This is a genomic window from Chitinophaga sp. (genome assembly GCF_036569185.1).
Lineage (GTDB): Bacteria > Bacteroidota > Bacteroidia > Chitinophagales > Chitinophagaceae > Chitinophaga.
The window spans coordinates 12,218-28,960 of the sequence record NZ_DATCRD010000031.1 but is presented as its reverse complement, the minus strand read 5'-3'; the positions used below and the strand labels follow the sequence as shown (position 1 = coordinate 28,960).

Here is a 16,743-nt window from a genome sequence, read left to right as displayed (position 1 = left end):
AAGTTGAAAGATCACCGGCTGGCCGGCCGACAGCGCGAGGTTGAAAACACCGTCGTTCACAGGGTGCTGACGGTGAATAATGGGACTATCTACTTTATCATTTTCCAGTTTTTTATCCCGGCTATGTAAAAATGGATAATGCGTGTTGCCATCTTCAGATAATAAGCATAAAGTATAATACTGGCTGCCAAACAGCTCCAGTATTTCATTATTGATGATATCCCAGAGATCCGCCCGGCTGCGCGCAGCAGCGATCCTGCCTGCTATGCAAAGCAAACTTGCCTGTTCGTTTTCTTTTTGAATGAGTTGATTTTCAAAGATGACATCTTTGTTGGGATGATGGTTCCGGTCTATTCCTGTAGCACCGTTGTGATTGGTTTTCCGCATGATCGAAATTAGTGAATTTCATAGAGCATGACAAGGAAACGATATCATAAAATTACGACATGTCGTATTTTTTTAAATCGATTATTTTCATAAACTTTTGATTTTTAAATAATTACAGGTAGGCATATGGTTTGAATTGCCTGGGCAAAACAAATCAAAAATTATGAGTACCAAAGAAACCACACAGCAGATACCGGCTGTAGAAAATGATCCGGCTATTTCAAAAGAAACCAAAGCTTTTTTAAGTGTGCTGAATGTACCGGGCGCACCCGGACTGGAAACACTCTCTGTAAATGACGCCCGCCAGGCGCTGGTGAATGCGCAAGCGGCTGTGGATGTTGATTACTCAGGGATTGAAGAAAGTGAGAAAACAATCAGCGCCGATGGTTTTTCGATCAAATTAAATATCGTAAAGCCGGAAGGAAACAAGGAACAGCTCCCGGTTTTTATTTTCATTCATGGAGGCGGCTGGGTATTGGGCGATTATCCTACGCATAAAAGAATGGTGAGAGACCTGGTGGTACTGTCCGGTGCAGCAGCTGTTTTTGTGAATTACACGCCTTCACCCGAGGCACATTATCCCCAGGCCGTAAATGAAATTTATGCAGCTACCAAATGGGTGGCGGAGCATGGTGCCGAAATTGGCGTAGATGGTAGCCGCCTTGCAGTTGTAGGTAACAGCGTAGGAGGCAATATGGCCACTGTAACCGCCATCAAAGCCAAGGAAAACAAAGGGCCGGAGATCCGTGTACAGGTGCTGTTCTGGCCGATCGTTGACGCAGGATTTGAACATGATACCTATAAGCGATTTGGACAGGACCGCTTTCTGACCACTCCTTTAATGAAATGGCTATACGACCAATACACCACTGACCAGGCCGAGCGTGAGCAGATTTATGCATCCCCGCTCAATGCTACCATCGATCAGTTAAAGGGGCTTCCTCCTGCTTTAATACAGGTGGCCGAAGCGGATGTGCTCCGTGATGGGGGAGAGGCTTATGGCCGTAAGCTCGATGAAGCCGGAGTAGTGGTAACTACCATTCGATACAATGGAATGATCCACGACTTCGGGCTATTGAACGGTTTGGCAAATATTCCCCAGACAAGATCACTTTTTCTTCAGGCAGCAGCCGAGCTCAAAAAATACCTGGAAATAAAGTAACCGCTGAAGCAGATTTGCTAATTCAAAAAAATATATCGTGAGAATAACTTTATCAGTTGCGGCAGTCCTCGCATTTTCGCTTATGACCGCCGGCAGCTCAGCTCAAAACAAACCATCAGCCAGGGCCGAATACATCGAGGTGGAGCCCAATGTAAGATTGCATGTCACCGATCTTGGAGAAGGAACGCCCGTTGTGCTCATTCATGGATATCCTTTAAGCGACGCCTGTTGGGAATACCAGTACCATGCCCTGGTAAAGGCTGGCTACCGGGTTATTGGCATTACTTTGCGGGGATTTGGTTTATCCGATAAGCCATATGGCAAGTATAACTATGATCAGTTTGCAACGGATATAAAAGTGGTGCTCGATAAGCTAAATATTAAAGATGCCATTCTCGGCGGGCATTCGATGGGAGGAGCGATATCAATTCATTATGTGGCCAGATTTAATGCGGCGCATGTAAAAAAACTGGTGTTGTTCGACGCAGCGGCGCCTCGCCACACCCAGGAACCGGATTACCCTTACCCGTTGTTCACCAAAGATCAGATCTCCGGTTGGATAGAGTTGCACAATAATAATCGCCCGGCCTTATTTGACGCCGTAGCGGCAAAGTTCACCCTGTCGCCCACTTCGCTGACACCAGGTTTGGGTAACTGGCTGGGGGGTATTGAAGCGCAATCCTCTCCATACGCCACTGAACAAGCCCTGATTGCACTCAGGGATGAGGACCTGCGATCAGATCTGCCAAAAATAAAGATACCTACGCTTATCTTACATGCCAGGCAGGACAGCATCGTGTCTTACGCACTGGCAGAACAGATGAAGGCAGGTATCAGGAACTCAACGCTGGTGCCCTTTGAAAAAAGTGGTCATGCTGCGTTTATAGAAGAAAAAGACAAGACCAATGCTGAGCTGATCAGGTTTATTAAACAATAGCAGGAGCATTTTCAGGTAATGTAACGGGGACAAGCCAGATGGCGGGTCCCCGTTTTGTTAAACCCACGTCCAGCGTGCTATTTACAATAATTTACAATGGTTACATTTTAATTTACAATCCTAATCCTTCAGGCTAAAAGAATCAAAGTAGTTTCGCTGTATCAAACTTTACAGGATATGAAAAACAAAAGAGATGCCTTAAGCGGATCTGATTTATCCAGGTCAATTAAAACTACAAACAATATGAAAAAGGTTATTTATGCGCTGATCTTACCGCTGGTTGTGGTAAGCGGATTAGTATTTGCTAATCGCGAAATTAAAAATCAAAGTTCTAAAAAATCAACCCCCAAGCCACTCTCTGCTGCAGAAATGAAAGCAGAAAGGGAAAAATGGGAGGCTACACCTGCCGGGATAATGTTCAAAAAATGGGAAGCGTCTCCTGAAGGACAAAAGGTGCTGGCCTGTGCTGCTAAAATAAGGAAGCCTGTAAGTGCTTTTACCAATATGGAGGCTGTTATAACCTCTCTTTCTCTTCCGCCAGGCTCACGATTAGGTTTCGGAGTGATGGCCCGGATTAATGGCGACGATTATATTCTGAGTTTCGGGCTGGAAAAATCTGATGAGTTTCAGCAATTGCGTAACCTGAAGGTGAACGACAAAATAATTATAAGAAGCCATGGTGTATCGTATGCACCTAAGTATGCATATCCCATAGTATCGGGCGATTATGTGGAACAGGATAGTAAGGTAATTTATAAACGCCCTCCTCATAAAGGTTGCTGAGTAAGTCAATTGTTAAACAGGCGCCTGGGCTGACCAAAAATATAAAGGTTGTAAGCAATGCCTTACAACCTTTTGGCGTTATTGTCTGTTCCGTCTCCGTGGGCGATGAACCGGTCCCTCATCTTTCAACGATGCGACCGGAAGGGAAAAATATGAATCCATAATTTTTTTCTCTACTTTTATCCCAAAGTAAAACTCGTTGAAAGGTAAGGATCTGACCAGTAATGAAGAACTCCTGAGCCAGATGGCTGCTGGTGATCAGGGCGCTTTTACACAACTATACCGGCGTCATTGGGAGTCTCTCTTTATTACCACCGTCCGGGTGATCCGGGATAAGGAGGACGCGGAGGATATTGTGCAGGAGGTGTTTGCGTCCTTATGGAACAGGCGTCTGGAGCTGGATCTTACCTGCTCGCTGGGAACCTATCTTCAGGCCAGTGTGAAATATAAGGCAATCAACTATATAGAAAAGAATATCACCCGCCGGCACTACCTGTCGGCGCTGGGTAAAACTTCCGAGGTCATCGAACCTCCGTCCGCAGACGTGCTCCTGCGCGTGAAAGAGATACAGCAGGTGTTGCAATCCGTTATCGCCAACATGCCGCCCAAAATGCGTGAAGTATACCTGCTCAGCCGTCAGCAGCATCTGTCGCACAAAGAGATTGCCGCTCATCTGGGTATTTCAGAATTGACGGTGAAGAAGCATATCCAGAACGCCCTGCAATTGTTACGGTCGGCCATGGGCAATACCAACGCCCAGGTCTCCGCCCTCCTTATTTATCTGTTGTCCTAAGCGCCTCCTGCCGCATGTAAACCCAGGATGAAAAAATTATTATCTTTTTTTTACTACCTCGGCTACTTTCACCTGACTATATATAAGGATGCACGAATGGTTATTCAAAAAATCTATCTATGGATGCTACAACTGCCAGGGCTCTCTTGCAGCGATATCTTGATGGTAACGCGAGTGAGGAAGAGATTTTATTGATAGAACAATGGTACCAGCAACTGGTTGATGAAGGACATTGGGCATGGGCGGAGGGAGAGCGACAGCAGGTGGAATCGGCCATGGAGGCGCGCCTGCTGCAGCAGATAGGGATGGAAACGCCGGGCCGTCATAAGCTGGTGTGGCTCCGCAAAAAAAGCCTGGCCATTGCTGCTGTATTCATCCTGCTGATAGTGGTGGCAGGATTGTTCTTCAGCCGTACAAAGCCGCATACGATCGCTTCTGTGGCGGAACGCTATCGCGATGATGTCCAGCCAGGGCACAGCGCAGCTGTTCTTACCCTCTCAGGAGGGAAGACTGTTTTGCTCGATAACAGCACCACTAAAACAATTGGCCATCAGGGCAGCACTGTTATTCTCAGCGATAGCGGCCAGCTTGTATACCAGGCCGGCGCCGGAAAAGCACCGGAGATCTTTTATAACACATTGACCACGCAGAAAGGGAATCAGTACCATCTAACCTTACCGGATGGCACAAAGGTGTGGTTGAATGCCGCCTCCTCTATCACTTATCCCACGGCATTCACAGGTAAAGAGCGCAGGGTCGCTATCAGTGGCGAGGTATATTTTGAAGTAATGAAGAACCAGCAAAAGCCTTTCATTGTGCAGCAGGGAGATATGCGCGTTGAGGTATTGGGCACCAGTTTTAATGTCAACGGGTATGGCGATGGGGAGGCCCTTAGAACAACTTTAGTGGAAGGAAAAGTAAAGGTAGAGAAGGGGTCAGCAGGAAGTATCCTGGAACCCGGCCAACAAGCGGTTATTTCGAATGGCGGCGGCGCCATTTTTATCGACCATAATCCGGACATCGATGCGGTGCTCGCCTGGAAGAATGGCAGTTTCGCATTCAAAGACGCCGGCATCGAGGCCATCATGCAACAGGTGCAGCGCTGGTATAATGTTGACGTAGTTTATCAGACCAGGATCAAAAAGCATTTCATTGCGGATATTCCCCGTAATGCTCCCTTATCACAATTGTTACAGCTGCTGGAAGCCACCGACCAGGTGCACTTCCGCATCGAAGGAAGAAAAGTTTTCGTTTTACCATAAAGAAGCTGGTTGCCAAAACAAAACCGCTCCGGGGTAGGATCCGGAGCGGCTTAAAGTTCGGGTTATGCCAATTACAATCGACCAAAAACTGCTTATTGTCTAATCCAAACATTGCAAATGTATGCAATTTATTAACTGCTGCGTGCTGCCGCCGCGAGGGTGGAGTATGCCTACCAAAACATGGATGGTTATGAAGTTGACTGCTATCTTCCTTCTTGCCGTCTGTCTACAGGTCAGCGCCACTGGTTTTTCCCAGGTGGTGACCCTCTCTTTCAGAAATGCTCCGCTGGAACGAGTCTTCAAAGAAGTAAAGAAACAGACCGGCTACAGCTTTGTCTACACCCGGGAGCTAGTGGACGTCGCCAACGGGGTGACGGTCAGTATGGCGAACGCTCCATTGAGAGAAGCGTTGGAGCGCTGTTTAGCGGGTTCGCCACTGACCTTTGAGATCCGGGACAAGTTTATCATTATCAAACCGAGGCTGGTAACGCCTGTTCTGCCGAATGTTACTGACACGGCGCGACCCAGGTCCAACGACGACAAGGGCAGGTTGCAGGTGTGCCTTGTTGATGGAGCCGACCTGCTGGTGGGGGCCTCGGTTATCATCCGAAAGGAAGGGCGTGTGTCGGCATCCGGCACCGCGGATGTCAACGGCTGGTTCAGGACATCGGGCCTTGCGGAAGGCGTCTATATGTTAGAGGTCAGCTTTATCGGCTATGAAAAGCTGACACAGGCCGTAACGATAAAGGATAAGCCGCAGACATTGTTCCTGCCTATGAAGAAGGCGACAAGTACGCTGGATGCCGTTCAGACAACGGCCTATTCGAAAACGACATTGCGGTTCAATACGGCGGATATCAGTACCATCCGCGCGGAGGAAATTGAGCGTAACCCGGTATCCAATGTGTTACAGGCCCTGGAGGGCCGTGTGGCAGGGATGCAGGTGACCCAGCTGACCGGTAAAGCCAATGGAGGATTTGTTGTTCAGATAAGGAGCCTCAACACATTGTCGGGCGACAGGGCCGCACCGCCTAATGTTCCCAGGAACGGCGGGCAGCCGATCTATATCGTTGATGGTGTGGAATACCCGGCCAGCGCGTGGTTGCCAATGAACGATTTTAACTTTCAATTACCGCAGATGGGTGGCAATGCCCTCAACTATCTGGATCCGTCACTTATAGAATCGATCAACGTATTGAAAGGCGCCAGTGCCACAGCGGTCTATGGTTCACGCGGCGCCTTTGGCGTTATCCTGATCACCACGAAGAAAGGAAAGGCAGGCAAGCCTTCCCTGGCGGTAAATTACTCCCAGGGCATATCAACACTGGGGCGTGCCCCAAAGCTGCTCGATCTGAAAGGATACCTGGAGTTGCGGCGGGAGGCGTTCGCTAACGACAGCGTCAGGCCGGCCTTGTTTGATTATGACGTCAATGGCGTCTGGGACAGCACGCAGAGTACCGACTGGAAGCAATTTTTCCTTGGCAGTCATGCTGCTACCACGCGGTTGAATGCCAACTATACCGGCGGGAGCCAGAACAGCAATTACCTGATAGGGGCCAACTATAGCTCCACAGGCAATATTGAACGAAATGTGGGATCGGTGCGACAGGGCGGTATGAATTTCAGCATCAATGCGTCTACCAATGACCGGAAATTTCGCATGGGCCTGTCCGGAAGTTATTCTACTAATGTCGATAATACAGTGCCGGTGGACTTTGCAAGCTCCGGTATTTACTGGGCGCCGAATGCACCCAAACCTTTTTTGCCCGACGGTAAGGTCAATTGGGAAAGTCCTGGCCTCTCAGGCAATCCTGTTGCTTTGCTGAACGCGATTTACAGAAATAATACAGATAACCTGATCGCCAGCGCTTCGCTGACCTTTACCCCAATAGAAGGGTTGTCCTTTACGGCCGTGGGTGGGTTCAGCCTGTTGTCTGCAAAGGAATTCACCGGAAAACCTGCCGCGATGTTCAATCCGGCCAACTTTACCCCTGCACAGCGTGCCTCCACACTCAATCAATACAAAATAAGGACCCTTAGCGCCGATCCTCGCGCGGAGTATGTACATACCTGGGGAAAGGCTCATCTCAATGTGATCGTCAGCGCCAGTATCAGGGACAGGGTTGATCAGCAGACTAAGATCGATGGGGCCGGCTTTGCTACCGACCAGTTGATGATGAACCCTGTAAATGCCAATACGCCACCTACTACCACCTATAATTCTAAGCCAATGAGAAATATCGGCGGCGTTGCGGCGATCAACTTCCGCTGGGCCGATAAGTATATTTTAGATCTCAGCGGCCGGCGTGACGGCTCTTCCGTATTTGGCAACAACAGGCAGTTTGGGAATTTCGGTGCTGTAGCAGGGGCCTGGATCATCAGCGAGGAACCCTGGTTCAAGCCAATACGTAAGGTGGTCGATTTTCTCAAGGTGAAAGGCAGCTATGGCCTTGTTGGTGCAAGCGCGATATCGCCCTATCAGTATATCAATATCTATTATGCTACCCCTGCCGCTTATGGCGGAGGGCTTGGGCTTGCTCCCGCGAACCTGTCCAACCCTTACCTGCACTGGGAAACGAACCATAACCTGGAATTGGGCCTGAACGTTGACCTGTTCAAAGGAAGGCTGAATATCGAGGCTATTTACTTTACGAACAAAGCAGGGGATCAGCTGACGAGCCAGTCACTGGCTTCGCTTACCGGCTTCGACTACTACACCGTTAATACACAGGCGCAGATCCGGAGCTATGGGGCGGAGTTCACGGTCAATACCAGGAATATACAGACCAGGGATTTCTCCTGGAACAGCCGGATAATGCTGACGATACCGCGGACCAAACTACTGGCCTATCCCGGTTTGGAGACCGTGCCCTATAACTTCAATTATATTATCGGTAAACCGATAACGGGCTACAAGTTGTACAACTATGCAGGCGTGGACCCGGCCACAGGATATTACAGTTTCTACAATGCCAAGGGAGAGAAAGGATCGTATCTGTCCTATACGAATACGCTGAAACCCAGCGACCAGACGGGTTTTGTGGATGTTGCGCCTAAATGGTATGGGAGTGTGCTGAATACCGTAAGCTATAAGAGCTTCAGCCTGGATTTCCTTGTGTCGGTAATGAATAAGATCGGGCCCAATTACCTGGCGTTCCCGTACACCCCCGCGGGCTACATTAACAATAATATCCCGGCAGATATAGCGGAGATGCGTTGGAGAAAGCCGGGAGATGAGGCTTCCGTCATGAAGGCGACCCAGAGCACTAAAGGGAACCTGAACAATACTTATTTCAGGAACAGTACGGGAGCATTTGGTGATGCGAGTTATGCCCGTCTGCAAAACCTGAGCATCAGCTACCGGCTGCCGGCCCGGCTGACCCAAAGGGCTGGTATGGCATTCGTATCGGTATATGTGGCAGGACAGAATTTACTCACCGTATCTAAATACAAAGGGCTCGATCCGGAAAACCTGCAACGGGGCTTACCACCGCTGCGCGTATTTACGGGCGGGGTTTCGGTGCGATTTTAAATCTTTAAATTTTTCGATCATGATAAATCTTTTCAGGTATATACGTATTTCGTGGCTGTGGGTGATGCTGTTGGCGGCTATATCGGGCTGCAGGAAATATCTCGAAGTGCCATTACCGTTGAACTCCATGCCTGTGTCTTCGGCTTTTGAGAATGACATTACAGCTGCTGCGGCGCTTACGAGCGTGTACACAGTGCTGGCCCAGCAAGCCATACTTGATGGGACGGATGGATTAGGATCGGTTACAGGATTGTATACTGATGAGCTGAAATTACAAAATACGCTCATGAGCTCCGACTATGTGCCGATATACAGTAACGGGGTTAGCAGCAGTTCAAAAGTTGTCAATTATTGGGCAACTATTTATAAGCAGCTGTATTCGGTGAACACGGCGATAGAGGGCCTTAAGCCGGCAACCAGCCTCACTTACCAGCACCAGTGGCTGGGAGAAGCCTATTTCCTGAGAGGGCTGTTTTATTTCTACCTGGCGAATATTTATGGCGAAGTACCGCTGGTGGTGAGTACCGACTACCTGGCTAACAATGTGCTGGCCAGAAGCCCGCAGGCCGATGTTTATGCCCAGGTAGTATCTGACCTCCGGCAGGCGCAGTCGCTGCTGGACAATAAGTATCACGACGCAACCGGCGCGGTGACGACCAGCAGGGGAAGGCCCAACAGGGCGGCCGCTACAGCCCTGCTGGCGCGGGCATATCTCTATATGAAGGACTGGAAGAATGCCGCAGCACAGGCAGACAGCCTGATCGGCAATACGGCAGACTTTCAGCTGCCCGACCTGTCCAAAGCGTTCCTGGTGAACAGCAAAGAGGTGATCTGGGGCCTGATACCCTTTGGCAACTCGTATCCCAGCTATGCCGTAAAGGATGCAACTACCTATTATTTGGTGCCGGGGCTGCCAATAGCTTCATTAACAGTAGTGTCGACAATGAGCGATGCCCTTGTGGTGGCTTTCGAACCGAGGGATGGCCGTTGGCCCGCCTGGGTTGGGAAGGACAGTTTGTCGCCCACGGAAATCTATTACTACGCTTACAAATATAAGGTTCGCGACAAACAAACACCGCCGCAGGAGATCTTCGCGGTGCTGCGACTGGCGGAGCAATACCTGGTTAGGGCGGAAGCGAAAGCGCAGCAGAACGATCTTACCGGTGCGCTGGCAGACCTGAATGCTGTTCGCGCCCGCGCGGGTTTAGGAGCTTCTACGGCCGCTACGCAGCCTGATGTGCTGGCTGCCATTCTGCGCGAGCGCAGGGTGGAGCTGTTCACGGAGACAGGCCACCGCTTTTTCGACCTTCGCCGTACGGGAAAACTGGATGCAGTAATGAATGTGGCAGCGCCTTTAAAAGGCGGCTCCTGGAACAGTTATATGGCATGGTGGCCAATACCTGTGAGAGAGATTCAAAATGATCCCCACCTGGTTCAAACGCCGGGGTATTAATCAATATGGTAGTTCAGTGGGACAGGTCGCCCGGTTAATAAGGGCTGGTGATATTCCCGTGTAGAAAAAAATACGTATAGGCTTCAAGGTTAGTAATGGTGTGTCAGCATTTTCTCATGTGCACCTCCGCCCGGTTCTGAGGCGGTAGCTTACGTGAATTACCAGGTATACAACAAAAAATAATAATCGTATGAAAAAATTGAGCATCTGCTTATTACTGGTATGTGCTTTTATAGCTGCACAGGCGCAGGAAGAATTTATCATTGAAGGAAAAGTAAGTGGTGAGAGAACGCCCCGGAAGATATTCCTCAGATATTGGACAAATCACGTAAAACAGGAGACTCATAGAGATTCGGCGCTGGTAATAAATGGATCTTTTACATTTAAAGGAATGGTGAATGGGACGATGTATGCCAGGCTGAGTACAGGGGAGTTATTTGATGAATATCCGTTGGAACAGTCCTTTTTCATTGAAAAAGGCGTAACTAAAGTGATATGGGAAGAGCGGCAAAGGGCCGTTTTTAGCGGCAACAAAACGCTGGCTGAAAACGACCTGTATGAGCTGCAAATGGCTCCTTATTATAAAAAAAACGGAGAGCTGGCAAAAAGAAGGTACGAGGCTGCCACAGATAATAATGATACTGCTGTGGCCAGGCTGGATGCGGTGTTGAAGGCCAGTTTGGGGGAATCCTTATTGAAGGGGCGTGAGTTTTTCGCTGCTCATCCCGACTCTTATGTCAGCCTGATCTACATGCTATGGTATTTAAAACAATTTGAACCGAGGGACCTTGAGCCGTTGCTGAATAACCTTAGCCCGCGCCTGCATGCAACCGAAGAATGGAAGTCGATGACTGCCGCTCTTGCGATAATGAAAAAAACGGCCGTGGGAGCAACACCGGATTTTACACAAAATAATACGGAAGGCGTTGGAGTCCCGCTTTCTTCTTTGAGAGGGAAGTACGTGCTGGTGGACTTCTGGGCCAGCTGGTGCGTACCATGCCGTAAGGAGAATCCCAATGTTGTAAAAGCATATGAAAAGTTCAGGAGCAGGAATTTTGAGATAATGTCTGTTTCATTAGATAACAATAAGGAGAACTGGTTGAAGGCGATCGAAGAGGATCATCTTACCTGGATTCATGTCAGCGATTTGAAGGGATGGAAAAATGATGTAGCGGTTGAATACGGGATTTCCAGTGTGCCGCAGAATTTCCTTCTTGACCCCAACGGCAGGGTCATTGCGAAAAATCTCCGGGGTGAAGAACTCGGAAAGAAGCTGGAGGAGCTGATCAGGAATTAATTACCGGGTAGCATCAAACAAAATAAAAAAACGTAGAAACTATAAAAATTAAAAACCAATGAAGAAATTAATTGTGGGCGCCGCTATGTTAATGCCGGTCCTGTTATTTGCCCAGGGCAAAAAATCTGTTGCAGAAAAACCGTTTACCATCCAGGGTACCGTATCTAACCAGCAATCCCCTGCCAAGGTGTTCCTCAGTATCCGTAAGAATGGCGAAACGCATACGGATTCCACTGTTACTGAGGGAGGTAAATTCAGCTTCTCCGGCGCAATAGACGAGCCTACTTTGGCCAGCCTGGCGCTGGCGCATGAACATGACGGTAAAGTGTCCAGGGGCGGAGATATGCTGGCACTCTTCCTGGAAGCAGGCATGGTTACTCTCAACAGCACCGATTCTATCAGCAAAGCGGTAGTAACCGGGTCTAAAGCAAACGACGACTATACCAAGCTGAATGAGCAGCTGAAGGTCGTAGAAATATTCGGCTCCCCCGAAATAATGAATAGATTCTTTGCCATGGCCTGGAAACAGGACAAAGAAGGCATCAAAGCCCTCAAGGATTCCCTGGATGCAGCAAAAAAAACAATGACAGAAGAATTTTTCGATGCAAATACCTCTTCACCCATCGCGCTGTTCGTATTGAACCAGTTAGCTGGTCCCTTCATCGATCCTAAGATAGCAGAGCCCCTGTATAACAAGCTCAGTAAAGAATTAAAAAGCAGCCCTTCCGGTAAACAATTCGCGAAAAAACTGGAAGCAGCCAGGAAAACTGCGGTAGGCAACAGCGCTATTGAATTCAGCCAGGCCGACAGCACCGGTAAAGCGATCGCATTATCGTCTTTCCGTGGAAAATATGTACTGGTAGACTTCTGGGCTTCCTGGTGTGGTCCCTGCCGTGCAGATAATCCTAACGTGGTGAAGGCCTACGAAAAATTCAATCCTAAAGGTTTTGAAATCCTGGGCGTATCCCTGGATATAAAAAAAGAGGATTGGCTGGCAGCTGTTGAACATGATAAACTGACCTGGGCACAGGTTTCCGACTTGAAAGGCTGGAAAAACTCTGTGGCCGCCATGTACGGTGTAGGCGCCGTTCCACAGAACTTCCTGATAGATCCGAAAGGCATCATCGTTGCGAAAAACCTCCATGGCGAAGAGCTGGAAAAGAAACTGGGAGAATTAATGAAATAATATCCCGGCAGGTACTTTTTTTATTTAATAGAAGAGCAGCGATTATGGCTGCTCTTCTTTCTAACGGCTTATTTTTTATGTTTCCAGAATCGGCTTTTTCCCTCTCCAATCCATTCTATAGCTTCACTTATCCTTTTATTTCTGGTTTCGTCGGTTTTGGCATCAGCTATCCAAATAATGTATTCCTTGCGAAAGGAATCAGACTTGCTTTCAAATATTGCCTTTGCATTCGAATGCAAGGCTAAAGCCGCTTCAAAGTAGTGAGGGACATCAGGTGTTTTAGCTTTTTCAGTCACTGGTTTTTTCCGCGTTACCTTGATGTCATTTTCGTTTAGTCGCATTGCCTCGTGCAGCATGGCGATAAACTCGTTATCGGCGGGCAAATCGCTGAGTTTCGTAATTTTGCCTAAAAACCGTTTAATGGGTTTGGATTCCTTGCTATCCTTTAGACGTGGATCGCTCATGAGCTCCGCGTTCATGAAAGTAAAAGCGCAATGCGCCTTATAGGAGGCCATCACACAGAGGTTATTACCTCTATACTCGAAATGGGGAATACCCCATTTAATCACCTCAATAACATCGGGACATTCAACCTTTATGAGATTGCGCCAATGATGCAGGACTGGTTGGGCGAAATCCTCCGCCTCAGCAATATAACGCTCTACAGATGACTGTTGATTCATCAGGTTAAGATTGTGAAAGTTGATTCATATTGACATAGGCCAGCTCCCATTTATGCCCATCCAGATCAGCAAAGCTGTGTTGATACATAAAGCCATGATCTTTAGCTGCTGCATAAATCTTTGCACCGAGCGATTCCGCTTTATTTACAAATGCTTTCACTTCGTCTGGTGATTCAGCATCGAGAGTAATAAGCACTTCGGTTTGCAGGTTAGCATCACATACCTGGGTATCTATAAAAGATTTAAAATAGGTTTCCGTGAGCAACATGACAAATATACTATCACTTACAACCATACAGCCGGCTTTCTCGTCGGTGAATTGCGGGTTAAATGAAAATCCTAAGTTTTCGAAAAAAAGCTTCGACCTTTGCAGGTCCTTCACTGGCAGATTGATAAATACTTTGCTTGGCATAAAATTGAATTTGGTTGCAAAGAAACCGCAATCGACAAATCTATACTTGTCAAAATCTTGGCTTTTTCAGTCAATTTCCTAAAGTTTGATTCTCCCGGAATGCTGATGGCGTCAAACCGGTATGTCGCTTAAAAAACCGGCCAAAGTTTGCAGGATCAGAAAAATTAAGCTGATAGGCTATTTGCGAAATTTCTAAATTGGTATACAGCAGCAACGATTTCGCTTCGCTCGCTAATCGGCCGGAAACAAAACTTAGCGCGTTCTTTCCCGATACAGATTTGACGACCTGAGAGAGATGGTTTGATGTGACGGATAGCATGTCCGCGTATTCCTGAACTGTGCGTTTGTCAACATAATGATTTTCGATCAGCTGGATGAATTTGCGCAGTAGCTCTTGCTGGCCCGTGGGCGCCTGATTGTTTTTTTTGTACTCATTGGCAAACTGCTCCAGATAGCAGAACAATCCCAGCAGCTTTAACCGTGCTTCTAAATGCTGGTCATTGGCTGATTGCTCATAAGCCGTGAACACTGCCTCGAAATGAGGGACTAACTGATCGAACGTTGTATGATCAAAATTAAATAGGTTAGTATGTAGAAGGTCAAATAGCGGAAACTGTTTTTGAAAATCAGGTTTAAAGAAAGAAAAAGCCTCAGGTTTGAAATAAATGATATAACCTTCCAGCGCGTTGTTATGGGCAAAGCTGTAAATGAGGTTGGGGGAATGGAAAACAAGGTAGGAATCGGGATTATAGATGGTTTTCTCACCGAAGTTCACCTGAATCTTTCCTGAATTATAAAATAACCCAAAGAAGTAAAAGGAACGCTTGAAAGGTGGCCGGTATACAGACACTTGTCCGGGGACGGGTTTCAGCCGAAGACAGTAAAAATTGGGATTGACCGTACTGGCTGGCCATGGTATAGACGCGAGAAAATCATTGATTTCTGTATAGTAAGGAAGACCCATTTTTGTCTTTTCCATAAATAACCACGAAAGATTTGGCTAATATAATTACAAGAATTGGACTCTTATCCGATTACGAGTGAATGAGTTGTGAAGTATTTGTGTCAATGGTGTGTAGTTCAAGAATCGCTAAAAGGTTTTTATTTAATTATAGAACTCACTCGGCTCCAATGGAGTGGATGGACATAGTGCTTTGATTTAATCCTCATTGAGAAACTTGAAATTTTGATCAAGTAAATGTTTGGGATGAACATTTAAACCTTTTGCCAATTCAAGGAATGTAGTAAACGTAAAATCTTTTTTCCCATTCTCAATATTACTGATATTTCCTTTGGTAACATCGCAGCGTGAAGCTAGTTCATCAAGACTTATCTTCACCTCGTCTTCTCTTATTTTGCGTAGCCGCTCCCCAATTTCTTTTAATCTATTTTTATCCCTTTTCTCATTCATTTTCAGAACTTTGGATAAAATCAAGATTTTTATTTCAAAAAACCGTTACAAGATCTTGTAACATTAAAAATGATTCCATATATTTGGTAAAGTATAAATCCAAATGTTGCTTACCTGGGCATTTTGGATTTGTACATATAGCCGTTGACTTTCCTTACCTGTATCGTTTCCCAATAATATTTTTCATATAACATTTGTAAACAATCGATCATTGAGGCCGATAGGGGATTTCTTTGTCATAACCCTGTTTCATTTAAATATTCATAAATGGATATGCTTCTTATATTGAATGAAAGCAAAGTTTAAGTACTCTATTTATAATCATCTCCAATTGGAATAGCTTATCTTTTTAATAGATTTGTAAAAAGAAATCACAAGCAATGGAAGAATTGCCACAACATATCCGTCAGATTATTGAAGAGAGTATTGGGTCTAAGATAATCCGGTTAACAATACCGGACTGTGGTTTATCCGCCGCCCTTAGAGCTTCGGTAAAATTGGAAAACGGGGATAGTGTTTTTGTGAAAGCTGCTACAGATGAGCAAACTGAAAATTGGTTACGCACTGAACATATTGCATTGTCATCATTAAAAGAACCATTTGCGCCCTGTATAATTGATTGGATAGATGAACCTGGATTGCACCCTATACTGTTAACACAGGATTTAAGTCATGCCTATTGGCCAGCGAGCCATTCAGGAGTTCATTGGCGTGAGAAGGATTTTGATTTACTTTTTGAGGGAATTTATAAGTTATCATCACTCGAAGCGATTACCGGACTTCCTAAGTTGGTCAATAACCCATCGGGCATTTGGACTAAAATAGCATCCTTTCCCGAACGTTTCCTTAACCTTAAACTTTGCTCTGCCAAATGGTTGAATAACGCAATTAACCATCTTATTGAAGCCGAGAAAAGGCAAAATGAAACAGGCAACCATCTTGTTCATGGTGACATTCGAAGTGACAATATTTGTTTTTTAAACAATCAGGTTGTCTTTGTTGATTGGAGCTGTGCGGCATCAGGTAATAAGAACCATGACCTTGCAACATTATTACCTACACTTTATTTAGAGGGTGGGCCTCATCCTTATACAATCATGCCAGATGGTTCAAGTTATGCATCTGCCTTGTGTGCAGGCCATATAAAGCGTTTGGGTGAACGTGGCGCTATGCCGAATTGGCTGGTTGGTGTTTTCAAAAAACTCATAGCAATTGAGTTAGAATGGGCTGCAAAATGCTTAGGTTTAGAAAAGCCTGATGGAGTTTCCTGGGACGCTATTGATTAGTAACTCATTTTAAAAATAGTTACTCAAATAGCTTTTGAATAAATCATACCTTAAAAGTTGAGCCCTGTATCTCTGCGGATTGGAAAATATCCTCCATGAGTCTGAATGTAGTTAGCTAAAGTGGAATAGTTCTGATTTGCTCCGACAGTCGGTTGCCAA

At 46.6% G+C, this 16,743-nt stretch carries 14 protein-coding genes and 1 pseudogene; 10 read left to right on the top strand and 5 right to left on the bottom strand.

Annotated elements, in window-relative coordinates; translation table 11 throughout:
- Positions 1 to 387, bottom strand: a pseudogene (locus tag VIM72_RS02490) (hypothetical protein); the annotation flags it as partial.
- A gap of 163 nt (positions 388 to 550) precedes the next feature.
- Here VIM72_RS02490 and VIM72_RS02485 point away from each other — a divergent pair.
- The 9 genes from VIM72_RS02485 (at position 551) to VIM72_RS02445 (ending at position 12,792) form a co-directional block, all read left to right on the top strand.
- Entirely contained in the window at positions 551 to 1,549 is a 999-nt protein-coding gene (locus VIM72_RS02485; protein WP_332001293.1) for an alpha/beta hydrolase, read from the top strand.
- Positions 1,550 to 1,586: 37 nt separating this feature from the next.
- Positions 1,587 to 2,486 (top strand): alpha/beta hydrolase, encoded by a 900-nt coding sequence (locus VIM72_RS02480; RefSeq protein ID WP_332001292.1) that lies wholly within the window; start codon positions 1,587 to 1,589, stop codon positions 2,484 to 2,486.
- Positions 2,487 to 2,663: 177 nt separating this feature from the next.
- Positions 2,664 to 3,269 (top strand): hypothetical protein, encoded by a 606-nt coding sequence (locus VIM72_RS02475; RefSeq protein ID WP_332001291.1) that lies wholly within the window; start codon positions 2,664 to 2,666, stop codon positions 3,267 to 3,269.
- 199 nt (positions 3,270 to 3,468) lie between these two features.
- Positions 3,469 to 4,062 carry an RNA polymerase sigma-70 factor gene (locus VIM72_RS02470; RefSeq protein WP_332001290.1) on the top strand — a complete coding sequence of 198 codons (594 nt, stop codon included), beginning with the start codon at positions 3,469 to 3,471 and terminating at the stop codon, positions 4,060 to 4,062.
- 119 nt (positions 4,063 to 4,181) lie between these two features.
- On the top strand, positions 4,182 to 5,324 hold the full coding sequence (locus VIM72_RS02465; protein ID WP_332001289.1) for a FecR family protein: 1,143 nt from the start codon (positions 4,182 to 4,184) through the stop codon (positions 5,322 to 5,324).
- A gap of 190 nt (positions 5,325 to 5,514) precedes the next feature.
- A complete protein-coding gene (locus VIM72_RS02460) occupies positions 5,515 to 8,856 on the top strand; it encodes a SusC/RagA family TonB-linked outer membrane protein (protein WP_332001288.1) in 3,342 nt (1,113 codons plus the stop codon).
- Positions 8,857 to 8,875: 19 nt separating this feature from the next.
- Entirely contained in the window at positions 8,876 to 10,309 is a 1,434-nt protein-coding gene (locus VIM72_RS02455; protein WP_332001286.1) for a RagB/SusD family nutrient uptake outer membrane protein, read from the top strand.
- A 190-nt stretch (positions 10,310 to 10,499) separates the two neighbouring features.
- The gene (locus tag VIM72_RS02450; RefSeq protein ID WP_332001285.1) at positions 10,500 to 11,606 is read left to right on the top strand and encodes a thioredoxin-like domain-containing protein; all 1,107 of its coding nucleotides are present in this window, start codon (positions 10,500 to 10,502) and stop codon (positions 11,604 to 11,606) included.
- Positions 11,607 to 11,664: 58 nt separating this feature from the next.
- Positions 11,665 to 12,792: an AhpC/TSA family protein gene (locus VIM72_RS02445; protein ID WP_332001284.1), complete on the top strand. Its 1,128-nt coding sequence runs from the start codon at positions 11,665 to 11,667 to the stop codon at positions 12,790 to 12,792.
- 68 nt (positions 12,793 to 12,860) lie between these two features.
- On the opposite strand, the gene VIM72_RS02440 is transcribed toward VIM72_RS02445, so the two are convergent.
- The 4 genes from VIM72_RS02440 to VIM72_RS02425 all read right to left on the bottom strand — a co-directional run bounded on the left by VIM72_RS02440 (position 12,861) and on the right by VIM72_RS02425 (position 15,298).
- A complete protein-coding gene (locus VIM72_RS02440) occupies positions 12,861 to 13,475 on the bottom strand; it encodes a YdeI/OmpD-associated family protein (protein ID WP_332001283.1) in 615 nt (204 codons plus the stop codon).
- Between the two features lie 4 nt (positions 13,476 to 13,479).
- Complete coding sequence (locus VIM72_RS02435; RefSeq protein ID WP_332001282.1) at positions 13,480 to 13,887, bottom strand: VOC family protein; 408 nt, start codon at positions 13,885 to 13,887, stop codon at positions 13,480 to 13,482.
- A 70-nt stretch (positions 13,888 to 13,957) separates the two neighbouring features.
- Complete coding sequence (locus VIM72_RS02430; protein WP_332001281.1) at positions 13,958 to 14,866, bottom strand: helix-turn-helix domain-containing protein; 909 nt, start codon at positions 14,864 to 14,866, stop codon at positions 13,958 to 13,960.
- Positions 14,867 to 15,046: 180 nt separating this feature from the next.
- Positions 15,047 to 15,298, bottom strand: coding sequence for a helix-turn-helix transcriptional regulator (locus VIM72_RS02425; protein ID WP_332001280.1), 252 nt, complete (start codon positions 15,296 to 15,298; stop codon positions 15,047 to 15,049).
- A 380-nt stretch (positions 15,299 to 15,678) separates the two neighbouring features.
- On the opposite strand from VIM72_RS02425, the gene VIM72_RS02420 reads away from it, so the two are divergent.
- Positions 15,679 to 16,584 (top strand): phosphotransferase, encoded by a 906-nt coding sequence (locus VIM72_RS02420; RefSeq protein WP_332001279.1) that lies wholly within the window; start codon positions 15,679 to 15,681, stop codon positions 16,582 to 16,584.
- The last annotated feature ends 159 nt before the right edge of the window (positions 16,585 to 16,743 follow it).

Bases quoted from the DNA above. Each gene is read 5' to 3' on its own strand.
- VIM72_RS02485 (WP_332001293.1), top strand. From the start codon at position 551: ATGAGTACCAAAGAAACCACACAGCAGATACCGGCTGTAGAAAATGAT.
- VIM72_RS02475 (WP_332001291.1), top strand. From the start codon at position 2,664: ATGAAAAACAAAAGAGATGCCTTAAGCGGATCTGATTTATCCAGGTCA.
- VIM72_RS02465 (WP_332001289.1), top strand. From the start codon at position 4,182: ATGGATGCTACAACTGCCAGGGCTCTCTTGCAGCGATATCTTGATGGT.
- VIM72_RS02460 (WP_332001288.1), top strand. From the start codon at position 5,515: ATGAAGTTGACTGCTATCTTCCTTCTTGCCGTCTGTCTACAGGTCAGC.
- VIM72_RS02455 (WP_332001286.1), top strand. From the start codon at position 8,876: ATGATAAATCTTTTCAGGTATATACGTATTTCGTGGCTGTGGGTGATG.
- VIM72_RS02450 (WP_332001285.1), top strand. From the start codon at position 10,500: ATGAAAAAATTGAGCATCTGCTTATTACTGGTATGTGCTTTTATAGCT.
- VIM72_RS02445 (WP_332001284.1), top strand. From the start codon at position 11,665: ATGAAGAAATTAATTGTGGGCGCCGCTATGTTAATGCCGGTCCTGTTA.
- VIM72_RS02440 (WP_332001283.1), bottom strand. From the start codon at position 13,475: ATGAATCAACAGTCATCTGTAGAGCGTTATATTGCTGAGGCGGAGGAT.
- VIM72_RS02435 (WP_332001282.1), bottom strand. From the start codon at position 13,887: ATGCCAAGCAAAGTATTTATCAATCTGCCAGTGAAGGACCTGCAAAGG.
- VIM72_RS02430 (WP_332001281.1), bottom strand. From the start codon at position 14,866: ATGGAAAAGACAAAAATGGGTCTTCCTTACTATACAGAAATCAATGAT.
- VIM72_RS02425 (WP_332001280.1), bottom strand. From the start codon at position 15,298: ATGAATGAGAAAAGGGATAAAAATAGATTAAAAGAAATTGGGGAGCGG.
- VIM72_RS02420 (WP_332001279.1), top strand. From the start codon at position 15,679: ATGGAAGAATTGCCACAACATATCCGTCAGATTATTGAAGAGAGTATT.